The organism is archaeon, assembly GCA_016432545.1.
Lineage (GTDB): Archaea > Thermoproteota > Nitrososphaeria > Nitrososphaerales > Gagatemarchaeaceae > UBA183.
Genome location: CP066694.1, coordinates 620809 through 635894, shown reverse-complemented (window position 1 = coordinate 635894; position 15086 = coordinate 620809). Strand labels below are relative to the sequence as shown.

General features: G+C 61.6%; 26 protein-coding genes. 24 read left to right on the top strand and 2 right to left on the bottom strand.

Annotation, left to right across the window (positions count from 1 at the left end; all coding sequences use genetic code 11):
* Window positions 1-11: 11 nt before the first annotated feature.
* On the top strand, window positions 12-701 hold the full coding sequence (locus tag HY247_03510; GenBank protein QQG49384.1) for a hypothetical protein: 690 nt from the start codon (window positions 12-14) through the stop codon (window positions 699-701).
* 10 nt (window positions 702-711) lie between these two features.
* Entirely contained in the window at window positions 712-891 is a 180-nt protein-coding gene (locus HY247_03505; GenBank protein ID QQG49383.1) for a hypothetical protein, read from the top strand.
* An 11-nt stretch (window positions 892-902) separates the two neighbouring features.
* On the opposite strand, the gene HY247_03500 is transcribed toward HY247_03505, so the two are convergent.
* Together HY247_03500 and HY247_03495 are read right to left on the bottom strand one after the other, a co-directional pair.
* Window positions 903-1742 carry a succinate dehydrogenase/fumarate reductase iron-sulfur subunit gene (locus HY247_03500; protein ID QQG49542.1) on the bottom strand — a complete coding sequence of 280 codons (840 nt, stop codon included), beginning with the start codon at window positions 1740-1742 and terminating at the stop codon, window positions 903-905.
* A gap of 47 nt (window positions 1743-1789) precedes the next feature.
* Window positions 1790-3517 (bottom strand): FAD-binding protein, encoded by a 1728-nt coding sequence (locus HY247_03495; protein QQG49541.1) that lies wholly within the window; start codon window positions 3515-3517, stop codon window positions 1790-1792.
* A gap of 226 nt (window positions 3518-3743) precedes the next feature.
* On the opposite strand from HY247_03495, the gene HY247_03490 reads away from it, so the two are divergent.
* From HY247_03490 to HY247_03385, 22 genes are read left to right on the top strand one after another with little or no spacing between them, the layout of a single operon-like run.
* Entirely contained in the window at window positions 3744-4205 is a 462-nt protein-coding gene (locus tag HY247_03490) for a 50S ribosomal protein L22 (GenBank protein ID QQG49382.1), read from the top strand.
* A gap of 1 nt (window position 4206) precedes the next feature.
* Window positions 4207-4881 (top strand): 30S ribosomal protein S3, encoded by a 675-nt coding sequence (locus HY247_03485; GenBank protein ID QQG49381.1) that lies wholly within the window; start codon window positions 4207-4209, stop codon window positions 4879-4881.
* Window positions 4838-5044 carry a 50S ribosomal protein L29 gene (rpmC, locus tag HY247_03480; GenBank protein ID QQG49380.1) on the top strand — a complete coding sequence of 69 codons (207 nt, stop codon included), beginning with the start codon at window positions 4838-4840 and terminating at the stop codon, window positions 5042-5044. The genes HY247_03485 and rpmC overlap by 44 nt, the downstream gene beginning before the upstream one ends.
* A complete protein-coding gene (locus HY247_03475; GenBank protein QQG49379.1) occupies window positions 5041-5274 on the top strand; it encodes a ribonuclease P protein subunit in 234 nt (77 codons plus the stop codon). Before rpmC ends, HY247_03475 begins: the two co-directional genes overlap by 4 nt.
* Window positions 5271-5597, top strand: a complete 327-nt coding sequence (locus HY247_03470) for a 30S ribosomal protein S17 (protein QQG49378.1) — start codon at window positions 5271-5273, stop codon at window positions 5595-5597. Before HY247_03475 ends, HY247_03470 begins: the two co-directional genes overlap by 4 nt.
* Window positions 5597-6031: a 50S ribosomal protein L14 gene (locus HY247_03465; GenBank protein QQG49377.1), complete on the top strand. Its 435-nt coding sequence runs from the start codon at window positions 5597-5599 to the stop codon at window positions 6029-6031. The genes HY247_03470 and HY247_03465 overlap by 1 nt, the downstream gene beginning before the upstream one ends.
* A gap of 11 nt (window positions 6032-6042) precedes the next feature.
* Window positions 6043-6333 carry a 50S ribosomal protein L24 gene (gene rplX / locus HY247_03460; GenBank protein ID QQG49376.1) on the top strand — a complete coding sequence of 97 codons (291 nt, stop codon included), beginning with the start codon at window positions 6043-6045 and terminating at the stop codon, window positions 6331-6333.
* Window positions 6334-7059, top strand: a complete 726-nt coding sequence (locus HY247_03455) for a 30S ribosomal protein S4e (protein ID QQG49375.1) — start codon at window positions 6334-6336, stop codon at window positions 7057-7059.
* Window positions 7056-7583 (top strand): 50S ribosomal protein L5, encoded by a 528-nt coding sequence (locus HY247_03450; GenBank protein ID QQG49374.1) that lies wholly within the window; start codon window positions 7056-7058, stop codon window positions 7581-7583. Before HY247_03455 ends, HY247_03450 begins: the two co-directional genes overlap by 4 nt.
* The gene (locus HY247_03445; protein QQG49373.1) at window positions 7580-7741 is read left to right on the top strand and encodes a 30S ribosomal protein S14; all 162 of its coding nucleotides are present in this window, start codon (window positions 7580-7582) and stop codon (window positions 7739-7741) included. Before HY247_03450 ends, HY247_03445 begins: the two co-directional genes overlap by 4 nt.
* 11 nt (window positions 7742-7752) lie before the next feature.
* Window positions 7753-8145: a 30S ribosomal protein S8 gene (locus HY247_03440; GenBank protein ID QQG49372.1), complete on the top strand. Its 393-nt coding sequence runs from the start codon at window positions 7753-7755 to the stop codon at window positions 8143-8145.
* Entirely contained in the window at window positions 8135-8680 is a 546-nt protein-coding gene (locus tag HY247_03435; protein QQG49371.1) for a 50S ribosomal protein L6, read from the top strand. Before HY247_03440 ends, HY247_03435 begins: the two co-directional genes overlap by 11 nt.
* A 3-nt stretch (window positions 8681-8683) precedes the next feature.
* Window positions 8684-9112: a 50S ribosomal protein L32e gene (locus tag HY247_03430; protein ID QQG49370.1), complete on the top strand. Its 429-nt coding sequence runs from the start codon at window positions 8684-8686 to the stop codon at window positions 9110-9112.
* Window positions 9096-9530, top strand: coding sequence for a 50S ribosomal protein L19e (locus tag HY247_03425; GenBank protein ID QQG49369.1), 435 nt, complete (start codon window positions 9096-9098; stop codon window positions 9528-9530). The genes HY247_03430 and HY247_03425 overlap by 17 nt, the downstream gene beginning before the upstream one ends.
* The gene (locus HY247_03420) at window positions 9530-10108 is read left to right on the top strand and encodes a 50S ribosomal protein L18 (protein ID QQG49368.1); all 579 of its coding nucleotides are present in this window, start codon (window positions 9530-9532) and stop codon (window positions 10106-10108) included. The genes HY247_03425 and HY247_03420 overlap by 1 nt, the downstream gene beginning before the upstream one ends.
* On the top strand, window positions 10108-10734 hold the full coding sequence (locus HY247_03415; protein ID QQG49367.1) for a 30S ribosomal protein S5: 627 nt from the start codon (window positions 10108-10110) through the stop codon (window positions 10732-10734). Before HY247_03420 ends, HY247_03415 begins: the two co-directional genes overlap by 1 nt.
* Window positions 10735-10745: 11 nt before the next feature.
* A complete protein-coding gene (locus HY247_03410) occupies window positions 10746-11210 on the top strand; it encodes a hypothetical protein (GenBank protein ID QQG49366.1) in 465 nt (154 codons plus the stop codon).
* Entirely contained in the window at window positions 11211-11615 is a 405-nt protein-coding gene (locus tag HY247_03405) for an uL15 family ribosomal protein (protein ID QQG49365.1), read from the top strand.
* 19 nt (window positions 11616-11634) lie between these two features.
* Entirely contained in the window at window positions 11635-13083 is a 1449-nt protein-coding gene (gene secY, locus HY247_03400; protein ID QQG49540.1) for a preprotein translocase subunit SecY, read from the top strand.
* The gene (locus HY247_03395) at window positions 13058-13663 is read left to right on the top strand and encodes an adenylate kinase (GenBank protein QQG49364.1); all 606 of its coding nucleotides are present in this window, start codon (window positions 13058-13060) and stop codon (window positions 13661-13663) included. Before secY ends, HY247_03395 begins: the two co-directional genes overlap by 26 nt.
* Entirely contained in the window at window positions 13660-14514 is an 855-nt protein-coding gene (locus tag HY247_03390) for a DUF106 domain-containing protein (GenBank protein QQG49363.1), read from the top strand. The genes HY247_03395 and HY247_03390 overlap by 4 nt, the downstream gene beginning before the upstream one ends.
* Window positions 14515-14546: 32 nt before the next feature.
* Window positions 14547-15083 carry a cytidylate kinase family protein gene (locus tag HY247_03385; protein QQG49539.1) on the top strand — a complete coding sequence of 179 codons (537 nt, stop codon included), beginning with the start codon at window positions 14547-14549 and terminating at the stop codon, window positions 15081-15083.
* Window positions 15084-15086: the final 3 nt, after the last annotated feature.

Genomic DNA, 15086 nt, shown 5'->3' with positions numbered 1-15086 from the left:
GCCCTCCTGCCATGAAGCTCGAGTGGAAGCAGCTGCTGCCGTACGAGCTCTTCGAGCCCAACTGGAGGCTCTATTCGTTCATCGGGATACTTGGCCTGGGATTCTGGGCGCTGCTCGCCTTTCCTGTCGTCGAGTTCGCCGGGTACATCGACCCTTTCTACAGCCCCACGATCCTCATCGTCCCCCTTCCTGGAGCCTTTAGGCTCACCTGCTATGCCTACAGAAAGGACTACCACAGGCACATCTTCAAGCACCCCTTGGGCTGCTCGAACCCTGACAGGGGCGAGGGGCAGGGGAGGCACTACACCGGCGAGCGGAACGCGGTCTTCCAACTCGAGAACTTCCACAGGTACTTCCTCTACGCAGGGATAGCGATCCTACCTTTCTTCTACTACGACTTCTACCACTCTCTGGTCTTCGGAGGCTCTCTGTTTCTCCGTCTCGGTAGCTTTGTCCTGCTCGCCAACGCCCTCATGCTCACAGCGTGGACCCTCTCGTGCCATGCATTCAGGCACGTGGTCGGCGGGAACATCGACTGCTACAGCTGCGTCTACGGGGGCGGCGTGCGGAAGAACCTGTACGACAAGCAGAGCTGGCTCAACAAGCGCCACGAGGCACTGGCCTGGATAAGCCTCTTGACGATCATCTTCGCGGACCTCTATCTCCGTGGGGCGGCGGCCTTCGGATGCTCGTTCTGCTGAGGGCTTGCAGTTGATTGGAAAGTCTCAGAGGATGCCCAAGAGGGCCCGCTACCCGCTCTTCCTGCTCGGTCTTGTCGTGATGCTGGTCGGAGGGATAGAGGCGTTCTCAATCGGGGCGCCTCCGACGACCCTCGCCGCAATAGAAGGGTCAGGCTTCGCCCTTCTGGTCCTAGCTGTCCTCTTCCGCTAGCAACTGAGCTTCTAGGGCAGAGGGAAGAAGACCTTCGCCAGGTAGTAAAGGGGCACCAGCACCACCGGTGCCACCAATGCGACCCAGAAGACGTACTTCAGCACCTTCTTGATCACGACCTCCAGCTGGGCCTGGCTGCGGGGGACGTGCCTGACCAACCACAGCAGAGGGTCGTAGTGGACGTCCACCACTCTCTCCTTCTCCGGGATGATCGCGTCGTCGGTGATGACTATGTGCTCCGGACAGATCTCCTGGCAGCACTTCGTGATGTTGCAGTACCCGAGCCCCCCGACGTCCTTCATGAACTTGGACCTGTTTAGACCGTCCATTGGGTGCATGTCGAGGGACGCCGCCTTGACCACCCACCTGGGCCCCACGTACTCGGCCTCGTGCTCTCTGATGACGTGGCAGACGTCCTGGCAGAGAAAGCACTCTATGCACTTCCTGAACTCCCTGGACCTGTCCACGTCGCGCTGATAGAATCGCCACACGCCTTCGCCCGACTCCCGTGGAGTGAATGGAGGGATCATCTTCGCCACCTTCCAGTTCTCCCCGACGTCCGTAACGAGGTCCCTCAGCCTTGGGAACGCCTTCATGGGCTCGACCGTGATCTCGCCTTCGATGCTCTCGACCGGGGTCTTGCACATCAGCCTGGGCCTGCCGTTGATCTCGGCGGAGCACGAGCCGCACCTCCCGGCCTTGCAGTTCCACCTAGCGGAAAGAGACGGATCAAGGTTCGCCTGGATGTAGTGGATCGCGTTGAGGACCACCATCCCGGGCTGCCTCGGGACCTCGAACGTGTCGTACCTGACGCTGCCGGGGTCCTCGCCTGTGCTTCGCTGGACCTTCAGCCTGACAGTCTTCTCGAGGCTCTTGGTCACGACTTCTTGGTTCAGACTCAATCCTCCTTGATCAGAGCCTGCAGCTCCGCCGGGGCCTTGGGGACCTGCCTGAGGTCATGCACCATGCGGCCGGCCCTCTCAACGGTTATTATGTTTACGAGCCACTTGTCGTCCTTCTCAGGGAAGTCGGACCTCGTGTGGGCTCCCCTGCTCTCTCTCCTTTCAATCGCAGACAGCAGAAGTGCCTCGCAGCCAAGGATCATGTCCCATACCTGAAGCGAATCGAGCCAGGACTGGTTGTAGGCCCTCCCGCCTACTGCACCGACGCGCTTCGCCAGCTCCGCGATCTTGTTGAGCTCCTCCACTCCTGCCTCAAGGTCCTTCTGATTCCTGACGATCCCTGCGTGCGTCCACATGTTTCGAGCTATCTCCTCCTTGAGGTGGAACGGGTTCGCGCCGTCCTTCACCCCGAAGGGCGAGAGTATCCTCGTCACCTCTTCCTCGACCGCCTCCTGCGGCGCAGAACCTGCCTCTGTCCCCCTCACCGCGTCTGCGGCCGCTCCCCCTGCCCGCCTCCCGAAGACCAGGATGTCCGAGAGCGAGTTGCCGCCCAGCCTGTTCCCCCCGTGCAGGCCGCAGGCGACCTCCCCTGCCGCGTACATTCCCTTCACTGTCGTCTCGCAGGTCTCCGGGTCGACCTTCACCCCGCCCATCTGGTAGTGGACCGTCGGCGCGACCTCCATCTTCTCCTTGGTGATGTCGACCCCCGCGAACTCCAAGAACTGGTCGTACATGCTCGGGAGGTTCTTCTTGATGTAGGCCTCCCCCCTGTGCGAGATGTCCAGGTAGACCGCCCCGTTGGCCGTCCCCCGCCCCCCTGTGATCTCGGAGTAGATCGCCCTCGCGACGACGTCCCTCGCCGAGAGCTCCATCCTCTTGGGGTCGTACTTCGACATGAACCGCTCGCCCTGCGCGTTGGTCAGGACCCCGCCCTCCCCTCGGACCGCCTCTGTCACCAGCATCCCCCTCACCCCCGCCGGGTATATCATGCCGGTCGGATGGAACTGCATCATCTCCATGTCCATGAGCTCCGCCCCGGCCCGGTAGGCGATCGCGATCCCGTCTCCCGTGCTCTCGTAGGAGTTGGAGGTGACCTCGTAGACCTTGCCTATCCCTCCTGTGGCGAGAATGACCGCCTTGAACCTGAAGAGCAGAAGCCTGCCAGTCCTGATGTCGATCCCCACGGCGGCCGCCGCCCGCCCGGAATCCTTGTCCCTCAGCACACGAGTTATCGCGACCTCGTCCATGAACGGGACCCCCCTCGCGATGACCTGGTCCTGAAGGGTCCTGATCAGCTCGAGCCCCGTCCTGTCGCCTATGTGGCACAGGCGCCTGTACGTATGGGCCCCGAACGGCCTCTGACTGATCTTCCCGTCCCCTGTCCGGTCGAAGAGGGCGCCGTACCTCTCCAGCTCATAGACCCTGTCGATCGCCTCCTTCGCGAAGATCTCCGCCATCCGCCAGTTGCTCAGGTTCTGGCCCTCCACGACAGTGTCAGAGAAGTGCACCTCCCACCCGTCCTCCGCGTCGACGTTTCCCAAGGCCGCCGCTATCCCTCCCTCGGCCATCACCGTGTGCGCCTTCCCCATGAGGGACTTGCAGACTATCAGCGTAGTTGCGCCCTTGTCAAACGCCTCTATCGCGGCCCGTAGTCCGGCGCCGCCCGCCCCGATAATGAGAACGTCGCAGGTCTTTTCTTCGAAGGACCTGTCAGAGAGCTCCACCGGCTTCTTCTCAGGCTTTGAAGACCACAATCAGACTGTCCCAGACGATTTTCGGACCCCGTTCTCAGGCATTATAAGATTGACGCGTCAGAATCGGCCCTCGGGTAAACTCGTTTGGTTAGATTCTCTCCCGGATGGCAAGGGCTTACCGTCGGATTTTTCTCCTGACGCTTCAGAAAGCTTTTAACGCCTTCGACAAAGCGCGAAAGACTACGAGAGGGGTAAAGTGCCTCAGTATGGTTACAGTTTCGAGGGTTTCGACCCAGCGGTACACGTCAGGGCTAGCGGGAGAGAGGTCAACGTCTCCCCCAAGGCCGCCCGCGAGATAGCAGTCACGATAAGAGGCATGTCAGTCTCGAAGGCAATAGAGCACCTAGAGCAGGTGGCAATCAAGAAGATGCCGATCGCATTCAGGCGCCACAAGCTAAAGGTGGGGCACCGCAGCGAGCTCCAAGGATTCCCCACAGGCTCCTACCCGGTGAAAGCGGCCAAGGCCTACCTCGACGTCCTCAGGAACCTCGAGGGGAACTCGGAGTTCAAGGGCCTCGACCCGGAGAAGGTCAAGATCATCCACGCGGCAGGGTACGCCGGCAGGACGATCAAGGACTACTACCCAAGGGCGTACGGCCGCAGCTCCCCCAACTTCCACCAGCTGGTACACATCGAAGTCGTAGGCAAGGAAGTATAGGATGGCCGTCCAGCAGAGAACCACAGTCAAGTCGATTCTCACCACCTCCAGCGCCTTTGCGGTGATGGACGAGTTCTTCGAAAAGGAACTGAGGGACGCGGGCTACGGGGGCCTGGAGATACAAAAGTCGCCGGTGGGGACCACTTTCAAGGTCTACGTCGCTCGGCCCGGCCTGGCAATCGGAAGGCGAGGAACGGGGATTAAGGACCTCACGGACAAGGTCGCGGCCAGGTTCGAGTACCCCAACGCCCAGATTGCGGTCACCGAGGTGGAGAATCCGGAGCTCAACTCACGAATCATGGCTGCACGGATTGCCCAGATCGTCTCAAGGGGAACTGCGTTCAGGCGCGCCGCGATGTGGACGGTCAACAACATCATGGCAGCAGGCGCGGCAGGGGTCGAGATCTCGGTCGCAGGCAAGCTGAGGAGCGACAGGTCCCACGGCGAAAAGTACCGGGCCGGGATCGTCCCGAAGAGCGGTGACACCGCCGCCAGGTCAGTGAGCGAGGCCACGACCGACGTCCTCCTGAAGCTGGGCCTCTACGGAATCAAAGTCAAGATCGCACTCAAAGACGCCCTCCCCCCGGACTTCCAGTTCAAGGAGGACGTGAAGCAAGAGGAGAACAAAGAGAATGACCCAACTCAAGCCGAAGGAACTGAGAACGCAGGACGCTGAGAAGCTGAGGCAGAGGCTCTTCGACCTCAGGTCGGAGCTCTCCAAGCTTCGCGGCGGCGCACAGAGAGGCGTCGTCAAGAAGGACGTCGGCAACATCCAGAGAATCAAGAAGGACATCGCGGTCGTCCTGACGATAATGCACGAGAAGGGGATCGGCGAGTGAACGTCATAGGTCGCGCAGTCTCGGTCGCTAGGGCCGAGGACCCGAGCAAGGTGGGCCTCGCCGGCACAGTCGTGCTCGAGACCTCCAAGACGCTCCTGCTAAAGTCTGGTGACAGGAAGCTCATGGTGGAGAAGAAGGGGAGCCTCTTCGTCCTGTCAGGCATCGAGGGGCCGGTCGAAGGCTCGACCATCATGGGCAGGCTGCAGGACCGCTGGGGGCGGACGGGATGAGCACCGCAGGACTCGAGATAGCCGCGCCCAAGAAGACGTGCCAGGACGAGAGGTGCCCGTTCCACGGGAGCCTCAAGGTCCGCGGCCGCCTCCTCACAGGCAAGGCAGTCTCCACGGCCGGCAAGGGCTTCGTAGTGGTCGAGATGGGGTTTCTCCACATGGTGAAGAAGTACAACAGAGGGGAGAGGCGCCGCAGCAGGATCAGCGCGCACCTTCCGTCTTGCATAACGGTAGCCGACGGTGACGCGGTCACAATAGCGGAGTGCAGGCCGCTCTCCAAGACGATCTCCTTCGTGGTCGTCGAGTCGAGGGGGGCAAAGTAGTGTCCACGAAGTCTCGTGCAGTCTCTGCAAAGGGGGTAGAGGAGTTCAAGAACTACATCACCCGCGCAATCCCTCTCTACGCGGTGATCACGTGCGCGGACAACACGGGGGCGAAGACCCTGAGGGTCGTCCAGGTCACGAAGGCGAAGGGCAGGCTGAGCAGGGTCCCGGCAGCCTCTGTCGGCGACTCGATCGTCTGCGTTGTGAAGAAGGGCCCACCGGACTTGAAGAAGACGGTCTTCGGTGCAGTGATAATCAGGCAGAAGTACCCGGTCCGGAGGGTCAGCGGCCAGAGAGTAGTCTTCGAGGATAACGCCGCGGTGATCATCACGCCCGAAGGCGACCTGAAGGGCACGGACATCAAGGGCCCTGTCGCGAGCGAGGCCGCAGAGAAGTGGCCGAGGATAGCCAACCTGGCATCCATCATCATATAGGAGGAATGGGCATGAAGTTCGGTTCCACCCTCTCCGACGACCTCAGGAAGAAGTTCGGCCGACGGACAGCGAAGCCGAGGGCAGGGGACTCCGTCAGGATAGTCAGGGGAGAGTTCAAGGACATCGAGGGCAAGGTCACGAGGGTCCACCCCAAGGACGGCAAGCTCAACGTCGAGGGAGTCACCAGGGAGAAGATCAAGGGAGGCACCTCGCCGGTCCCCATCGACTCCTCCAAGGTAATCCTGACCTCGATCTCGCTCGACGACAAGACCCGCAAGGCAAGGCTGGAGGGAAGCGCCTAGTTGGGAAAGAAAGGCGGTCGCAACAAGCTCAAGCGGGTCGCGGCGCCCCGCTCCTGGGACATCTCCAGGAAGGGTCCGCGCTTCGTGTTCAAGCCCACGCCCGGGCCGCACCCGATTGCCACCTCCTACCCTCTCGGGGTCGTCCTCAGGGACCTGGCCTCGATGGCCACCCTTTCGAAGGAGCTGAAGTACATGGTCAAGACCGGTAAGGTGAAGGTGGACGGTGTCGAGAGGTCGACGCCCAGCTTCCCAGTGGGGCTCTTCAACCTCGTCAGCGTGCCGCTCGAAGGCGTGGACTACCGCCTGGTCCCCTCGCCCAAGGGGCTGGTGCTTGCCAAGGTCTCCTCCTCAGAGACGGCCAAGAAGCTCTGCAGCATCCACTCAAAGACCAAGGTGAGAGGGGGTCACACCCAGTACGGCCTTCACGACGGCCGTTCTGTCCTGGACGACAAGCTCAACCTGTCTCCCGGCGACGCGATCCTCCTCGAGGTCCCCTCCCAGAAGGTACTCGGCCAGGCGCGCCTCGAAAAGGGAGGCATTGGCCTCGTGCTCACCGGGCTGCGGGCAGGACAGACGGGCAAGATAGTAGAAGTGAAGAACGGGACGATTTCGAGGGAGAAGATGGTCAGGATATCCCTCCCCAGCGGCGAGGCTGAGATCCCCTCCCGGCTGGTCTTCCCCGTCGGGACCGAAGAGCCGCTGATCACCGTGGGGGCCGCCTCTTGAGCCAGAAAGCCGTCCAGGAGAGTCCGATGAGGAAGCTCAAGGTCGGCAAGGTCGTCCTGAACATCGGTCTCGGTAAGTCAGGCGAGGCCATCGAGAGGGGCAAGAAGGTCCTCCAACAGGTGACGGGTCAGAAGCCCAGCCAGACGAAGGCCAAGAAGGCCGTCAGAGACTTTGGCATCCACAAAGGCGAGCCGATCGGGGTCGTGGTCACGGTGCGGGGAGAGGAGACGCAGGCCCTGATCGAGAAACTGCTCGCTGCCAGAGAGAAGAAGCTCCCGGAGTCGTGCTTCGACAGCAGAGGCTCAGTGTCCTTCGGGATCAAGGAGCACATCGAGATCCCCGGAATCCGCTACGACCCGGAGATCGGGATCCTCGGGATGAACGTCTCGATACTCCTCGAGAGGCCAGGCTACAGCGTCTCCAGGAGGAGCAGGCGCACCTCCAAGGTGGGCAAGGCCCACCGCGTGTCGAGGGAGGACTCCCTCGACTACTTCAGGAACAACTTCGGGGTTACTGTTTCATGAAAGAACGGCATACAAAGGTAAGGAAGTACGGCAAGTCGACCCACTACTGCAAGAGGTGCGGGCAGTACGGGGCAGTCATCCGGTCTTACGACCTGGTCTTGTGCAGGCAGTGCTTCAGGGAGGTAGCCGAGAAGCTCGGCTTCAGGAAGTACGATTAGGGGAATAGAAGTTGGCAGCCACAAACATACTCTCGAACCTCTTCGCAGGCCTTCAGAACGCGGAGATGAGGCACAAGAAGGAGGCGATCGTGATACCGTCCTCGAACCTCGCGAGGGAGGTCCTGAAGGTCCTCCAGAAGAAGAAGTACGTGGGGGAATTCGAGCACATCGACGACGGGGTGGGGGGCAAGCTCAAGGTCCAGCTGCTTGGAAGGATCAACCGTTGCGGAGTGATCTCCCCCCGGTTCCCGGTCAGGTCGCTCAAGCTCGTCGACTGGGAACACAGGTATCTCCCCGCAGTCGGGGTCGGGACGCTGATCATCTCCACGCCGCAGGGAGTGATGTCCCATGTAGAGGCCCAGGAGAAGAAGATCGGCGGGAGGCTCATAGGCTTTGTCTACTAAGCAGCTACAGCAGACCGCGGTCTCGCTCCCAGAAGGGGTGACAGCGAGCCTCAAGGGGAGGACCCTCACCGTCAAGGGAAAGCTGGGGGAGGCACACAAGCACTTCGACAAGGTCAACGTGGACATCGCAGTAGAGGACGGAAAGGTCCTCTTCTCGCCCTTCTCGAAGAAGAAGAAGGACAACGTGATCATCAACACTGTCCTGAGCCTGGTCAACAACATGGTCACCGGGGTCACCAAGGGGTACACCTACAGGCTCAAGGTCGTCTACGCCCACTTCCCAATCTCGGTCAAGACCAAGGGCGACGAGATCCACGTGGAGAACTTCGTGGGCGAGAGGTCCCCGAGGGTCTCAAAGGTCGTCGGCTCCTGCAAGGTGACGATAGAGGGCGACGACATCATCGTGAAAGGGGTCTCAGTGGAAGACGTCGGGCAGACAGCCGCCAACGTGGAGCTTGCCACCAAGATCCGCAGGAAGGACCAGAGGGTCTTCCTCGACGGCGTGTATATCTACCAAAAGGAGGAGGGCTGGTAGAAATTGCCAAAGTCAAAGCAGTCGCAGGAGAAGGGGCTCAAGGAGCTCGTCGCCAAGCGCAAGCTGGTCTCCTCGACAAGGCCCAAGTTCATCAGACAGGAGAGCTGGAGGTACGGCAGGATACACCCAGAGTGGAGAAAGCCCAAGGGCATCGACAACAAGATGCGGCGCCAGGACAAGGGCTGGCCCAAGCTGGTCAGAGTTGGGTATAGGGGCCCGGTAAAGTCCCGGGGGCTCCACCCGAGCGGCCACTTCGAGGCTCTCGTCTCAAGGCCGGCAGACCTAGACGACCTCGTTCCCGGACGGGACGTAGCGCGGATCGGGCGCACCGTAGGCGCAAAGAAGAGGGACACCATCCTGAAGAGGGCCACGGAGCTCGGGATCAGGGTCGTGAATCCGACAGGGTTGAGGATAATTGAACCTAAGGAGTAAGCGAAGGATCGCAGCCTCTGTGCTCGGCGTCGGGCTAGACAGGGTCATCTTCGACGAGGAGTACTCTGACCTGATTCAGGATGCGATCACCCGTAGCACCATACGGGGGCTCATCGGGTTCGGAGCGATAAGGGCAGCCCCGGAGAAGGGAGTCTCCAGGGGGCGCCATCGGGTCGCCATGCGCAAGCTCAAGAGGGGCCGCGGCTCTGGGTCCACAGAGGGCGCGGCCAAGGCGAGGAACCCTCGCAAGGACGCATGGATCATCAAGGTCCGCGCCCTGCGATGGAGACTCAAGGTCGCGAAGGAGAGGAAGGAACTCAGCCAGGACGCCTACAAGAGCCTCTACAAGCAGGTCAAGGGCGGCCAGGTCAGGGGGGTAAAGCACCTCCTGGACCTCATGAAGGAGGCCAAGAAGTAATGCAGGCCCATGCCCCTGTCCTGAGGCGGAGACGGGAGGGCGTCACCGACTATCGGTCGCGCCGGAAGGCAATCACCTCCTCGAAGCCCCTCCTAGTCGTGAGGTTCTCCAACAAGCACGTCTCGTCTCAATTCGTGACGCCCCGAGTGGAAGGGGATGCGGTGGTCTCCTCCTCGCACTCGAGGGAGCTCGCCAAGATCGGGTGGAAGGGCTCCACAAAGTCAACACCTGCGTGCTACCTCCTGGGGATGCTCGCCGGCAAGAAGGCGCTTTCCAAGGGGGTCAAGGAGGCGGTGCTCTACAACGGCCTGGTCCCGTTCATCAAGGGTGCGAGGGTCTCGGCCTTCCTCAAGGGAGTGATCGACTCAGGCGTCGAGATACCCGCAGGGGAGGATGCCTTCCCCTCCGAGGACAGGATAAGCGGCAAGTCGATCGCGGAGTACGCGTCGAAGCTTTCCAAGGAAAACCAGGACTCCTACAAGAAGGCCTTCTCAGGCCTGCTGAAGGCGGGCTTCACCCCGGAGGAGTACCCGGCCGCCTTTGAGAAGGCGAAGTCGGCCATAGGAGTAGGAAAGTGATGTCTTCCTACAGGCGAGCACAGGAGGAGGAAGAGCGCCCGTGGGTCCCGAGGACCAAGCTCGGAGCCCAGGTCAACGAAGGCAAGATCACTACTCTGGACGAGATTTTCAGGAACGGGCTCAGGATCCGCGAGGCGGAGATCGTCAAGAAACTCCTCCCAGAGCTCAGGAGCGAGGTGGTGGGAGTCAGCGTGGTTCAGAAGCAGACGGACGCCGGCGAGCTGACCAGGTTCTCGGCGGTGGTCGCTGTCGGCAACGGCGCCGGCTGGTTCGGCGTCGGCAAGGGCAAGGCGATGCAGACGCGAGAGGCCATCGAGAAGGCGACCAGCCAAGCCCTCCTCAACATAATCCCTGTCAAACTCGGATGCGGCAGCTGGGAGTGCAGATGCGGCCGGATGCACTCTGTGCCCTACAAGATCAAGGGAAAGGCAGGGAGCGTCACCATCGAAGTGATCCCCGGGCCGCGAGCCCTCGGTCTCGTCGCGGGGCCCGCCCTGAAGAACCTCCTCCAACTGGCGGGCGTGAAGGACGCGTGGATCAGGACCTTCGGCTCAACGAACACCATGTCCTCCCTAGCCAACGCAGCCTACGACGCCTTCCGGATGTCGCACGGGCTCAACGTATAGGTGATGGATGGATGGCTCTCCTCCTCGTGCTCAACCTCCACGGAGCGATCAACTCCCCGGGCCCGGTCAGAAAGGCCCTCGAGGAGCTCAAGGTTGCCCGAAGGTTCTCAGCGTCGGTAGTCACCGACGACCCGAACACAGTCGGGATGCTCAAGCTCTGCAAAGACTTCGTGGCGTGGTCAGACCTCGATGCCGACTTCCTCGCCTCCCTCCTGAAGAAGCGCGGGATGGTCACCGAGACCAAGGAGCTGGACGCCGCCTCGCTCAAGGAGCTCGGGTTCAAGAGCCACGAGGAGATGGCCGGGCGCATGCTAAAGGAAGGCCTCAGGCTCACGGCCGTGGGAGGCATCCGCCCATACTTCCGCCTCGCCCCGCCCAAGGGAGGGTTCAGGAGGTCCATGAGGCGCCAGGCCTCCGAGAACGGGATCCTCGGGAAGAACCCCAAGCTCGAAGAGATCGTGAGGAGGATGATGTAGTTGCCGACCAGGGCTAGGAAGGCAAGAAGGTACAGGGGCATGAGGACCCACGGATACGGGCAGATCGGGCAACACCGCCACTCGGGAAAGCAGGGCGGCCACGGAAACGCGGGCCTCCACAAGCACAAGTGGAGCTGGCTGATCAAGTACGACCCCGACCACTTCGGGAGGGACCCGTTCAGGCCCCCAGGATACTACGCGAAGCCGACCACCTGGGTCAACGTAGGCGACCTCGACTCGCTCGCGAGGGGCGGAAAGAGCCTCGACCTGACCTCCTTGGGCTTCCAGAAGCTCCTGGGGTCCGGCGCGGTCCAAGGCGCCTACGAAGTCAAGGTCGGGTACTTCACAAAGAGAGCTCAGGCCAAGATAGAGGCCGCCGGTGGAAAGCTAGCGGTCGAGGGGTAGGGCGCGTCCATTGGCCTCGATGCGCGAGTTCATCAAGAACGTAGGGACCGTGCTGCCGGAGATCCCCAAACCAGAGCGCAAACCCAGCCTCAACGAGCGCTTCATCTGGACCGGCTTCGCGCTCATCGCCTACCTTGTAATGGCGACGACCCCGCTCTACGGGTTCGGCGGGCCGGGGCACCAGCAGGACCAGCTAGCCTTCCTCAGGGTCGTCTTCGCCTCGACCCAGGGAACCCTGATGGAGCTGGGAATAGGGCCCATCGTCACCTCAGGCCTGATCCTGCAGCTTCTCGTGGGCAGCGACATCATCAAGCTGAAGATGAACGACCCTGCTGACAGGGCGATCTTCGGCTCCGCGACGAAGTTCCTCACTCTGATAGTGATAGTGGGCGAGTCCCTCGCCTACATACTCGGCGGTGCGCTCGGCTTCCCCTGCAGCGCCACCGTCACGAGCAACTGCCTCACTCCCAACCAGGACATCGTGATCTTCATCCAGCTCTTCATCGCGAGCCTCTTCGTCCTTCTCCTGGACGAGATGATTCAGAAGGGATGGGGCCTGGGGAGCGGCGTCAGCCTCTTCATCTTGGCGGGAGTCTGCCAGACAGTAATGTGGTACACCTTCTCCCCCATCACGATCGGACAGCCTCCTGAGATCTTCGGCTTCCTCCCAGCGCTCCTCTCTTCCCTCTTCAGCAACAACGTCTCCGACATCCTCGTCCGGCAGTTTCGCTACCCGAGCCTCCTCACATTCGCCCTTACCCTGGTGATGCTCCTGGTCATAGTCTACATCGAGGGAATCAGGATCGAGCTCCCGATCACCTCCGTGAAGTACAGAGGCTTCCAAGGAGTCTACCCCATCAAGCTCCTCTACGTCTCCAACATTCCGGTCATCCTCGTGTCTGCGCTCAGCGCGAACATCACCTTCTTCACGAGGATCCTCTACAACTATCAGAGCTCCAACCCGTCGTGGTGGCTGAAGTACATCGGGAGCTGGCCGGCGGCAGTCAACGGGACCCAGAGTCAGTTCCCTAACGGGGGCCTCGTCTACTACATGACCGCGCCCCAGGGGGTCGAGGACACTGTGACGAACCCAATCCACGCGGCGATCTACCTGCTCTACCTGGTCGGCATGGCGGTCCTCTTCGCCCGGCTCTGGGTCGAGATCGGCGGCCTCAACCCGAGGGCGGTGGCGAAGAACCTGATGGACGCCAACGTCCAGGTCCCAGGGTTCCGCAGGACCGGCCTCTCGATAGAGCAGGTCCTCAACAGGTACATCCCGACGTTGACCATAATCGGAGGCATAATGATAGGCCTCGTGGCCGGGGTCTCGGACCTCTTCGGGGTCTTCGGCTCGGGCATAGGCATACTCCTGATGTGCGACATCATCCTGCAGTACTACCAGAACCTGCTCAAGGAGCAGGTGGAAGAGGTCTCTCCGACCCTTGCCGGACTCATCGGAGCTGGCTAGGCCAGTGAGGCTGCGGGCGGTCATCGTAGGGATACCAGGAGTCGGCAAGACCACCATAGTGGGCGCCTTGCTCAAGATGATCAAGGGGTCCAGGGTCGCCAACTTCGGCTCTGAGATGACGGCGGAAGCAAAGCGCCTCGGCTGGGCCACGGAAAGGGACGACCTCAGGAAGCTCCCGGTGGAGAAGCAGCGGCGCCTTCAGAAGCTGGCCGCGGTCCGCATCTCCAAGATGAGGGAGCAGGTCGTCCTCATCGACACCCACGTGTTCATACGCACCCCCGAAGGCTTCTGGCCGGGGATCCCCTTCGACATCGCGGTCGCTCTGAAGCCCACGCACATCGTCCTCTTGGAGGCGACCCCGGACGAGGTGCTCGCTCGGAGGCTGAAGGACGGCACGAGGAGGAGGGACGAGGCGCGCAAGGCGGACATAGAGGCTGACCTGGCGCTCGCCAGGCAGTTCGTAGCAATTACCTCAACCGTGACTGGAGCGCCGATGCTGATGCTCAGGAACGACTCGGGCAGGTCCGCCGACGCAGCAGGTAGCGTGGCGAAGGTGCTGAAGGAGGCAATGTCCAGATGAGCTCCAAGAATTCCAGGGCTCCCAAGGGCCAGAGGCGCCCCGGGCTCGCGCTCCTCCTGGTGGGAGTCGTTGGCGTCGCCCTCCTCGCCAACTATGTCATCGTCCCGTACCTATTCCCGCCGGCCCTCCCCGGACCAGCCGTCTCGCTCGCTCCCTCAACCGACCTCGCTGGCTCGATAGTGACGATAGGAGGAAAGGAGCTGGCCCCCAACCAGACAGTAACCGCGACCTACGACAACGCCTCGCTCTCGCTCTCCGGCACGTGCAAGACCGACCCGAAGGGCTCCCTCGCTGGGTGCACCTTCATAGTCCCCCAGTCCTCGGTCGGCCCACACCTCGTGGCGGTCAACGACACCGTGCGGACCACCCTGGCACACTTCTCAATACCTGGAATCCGGCCGCCGGAGTCCACGCTCATCGTGACGCTCACCTCCGTCGGCCTGGGGCTCGTGACCCAGTTCGTCACCAGGCGTTTCGTCAACCTCGACGCTGAAAGGAAGATGAAGGCCGAGCTTGCAGATTACAACAAAGAGAAGAGAGAAGCCACGCTAGCCAAGGACAAGGCGAGGCTCGAGAAGCTCGCGCGCAGAGATCTGGCCATGAAGCAGACCCAGAGCAAGATCCAGACCGCCCGGCTGAAGGTGACCGGGATCACCATCGTCCCGCTGCTGGGCGTTTACTACCTGATGGCTTTCTTCCTGGGGGGACTCAACGTCACCGTGGCCTTCTCGCCCTATCCGATACCTTACCTCGTCAACCCGAACGGGACGATGGCTCTGTTCTGGTGGTACATCCTCAGCTCCTTCACCTTCTCGGGCATCCTGAGCAAGCTCCTTCGCACAACGACCTAGGCTCGACCTTGAAGGCCATAATCATCTCTGGAATGCCGGCGGTCGGGAAGACGACCGTGTCGAAGATGGTTGCCTCGGAGCTCTCACTGCAGATGGTGGGAGGGGGAGACGTGCTCAAGGAGATGGCAGCCGAAGAAGGGTACAGCACCGGCGGCGAGGACTGGTGGGACAAGGGCGAGGGGATGAAGTTCCTGCAGGAGAGGAAGCGCTCCTCGAGCTTCGACAAGGAAGTGGACGAGCGGCTCCTGAAGAAAGCTAAGAAGGGCGACGTAGTGATCACCAGCTATCCGGTGCCGTGGCTCACGGGGGACGGGGTCAAGGTCTGGCTCTCGGGGAGCGTTGAGAGCCGGGCCGCCAGGATGGCGAAGAGGGACGGGCTCTCGGTGGCAGAGTGCAGGTCCGTCCTCTCGGTCCGCGACACCGAGAACTACAAGCTGTACAAGAAGATCTACTCGATCGAGTTCGGCAAGGACTTGGGGCCCTTCGACCTCGTGGTCGACACCGACACCATCGACGAGGCGCAGGTCGCGGAGATCATCCTCGAGTACGTGAAGAGCAGGAGGAGCTGAGTG

Excerpts from the sequence above, each read along its gene's own strand:
- HY247_03420 (QQG49368.1), top strand. The coding sequence starts at position 9,530 with ATGCAGGCCCATGCCCCTGTCCTGAGGCGGAGACGGGAGGGCGTCACC.
- HY247_03510 (QQG49384.1), top strand. The coding sequence starts at position 12 with ATGAAGCTCGAGTGGAAGCAGCTGCTGCCGTACGAGCTCTTCGAGCCC.
- HY247_03415 (QQG49367.1), top strand. The coding sequence starts at position 10,108 with ATGTCTTCCTACAGGCGAGCACAGGAGGAGGAAGAGCGCCCGTGGGTC.
- HY247_03445 (QQG49373.1), top strand. The coding sequence starts at position 7,580 with ATGAAAGAACGGCATACAAAGGTAAGGAAGTACGGCAAGTCGACCCAC.
- HY247_03385 (QQG49539.1), top strand. The coding sequence starts at position 14,547 with ATGCCGGCGGTCGGGAAGACGACCGTGTCGAAGATGGTTGCCTCGGAG.
- HY247_03410 (QQG49366.1), top strand. The coding sequence starts at position 10,746 with ATGGCTCTCCTCCTCGTGCTCAACCTCCACGGAGCGATCAACTCCCCG.
- HY247_03390 (QQG49363.1), top strand. The coding sequence starts at position 13,660 with ATGAGCTCCAAGAATTCCAGGGCTCCCAAGGGCCAGAGGCGCCCCGGG.
- secY (QQG49540.1), top strand. The coding sequence starts at position 11,635 with ATGCGCGAGTTCATCAAGAACGTAGGGACCGTGCTGCCGGAGATCCCC.
- HY247_03485 (QQG49381.1), top strand. The coding sequence starts at position 4,207 with ATGGCCGTCCAGCAGAGAACCACAGTCAAGTCGATTCTCACCACCTCC.
- rpmC (QQG49380.1), top strand. The coding sequence starts at position 4,838 with ATGACCCAACTCAAGCCGAAGGAACTGAGAACGCAGGACGCTGAGAAG.
- rplX (QQG49376.1), top strand. The coding sequence starts at position 6,043 with ATGAAGTTCGGTTCCACCCTCTCCGACGACCTCAGGAAGAAGTTCGGC.
- HY247_03470 (QQG49378.1), top strand. The coding sequence starts at position 5,271 with ATGAGCACCGCAGGACTCGAGATAGCCGCGCCCAAGAAGACGTGCCAG.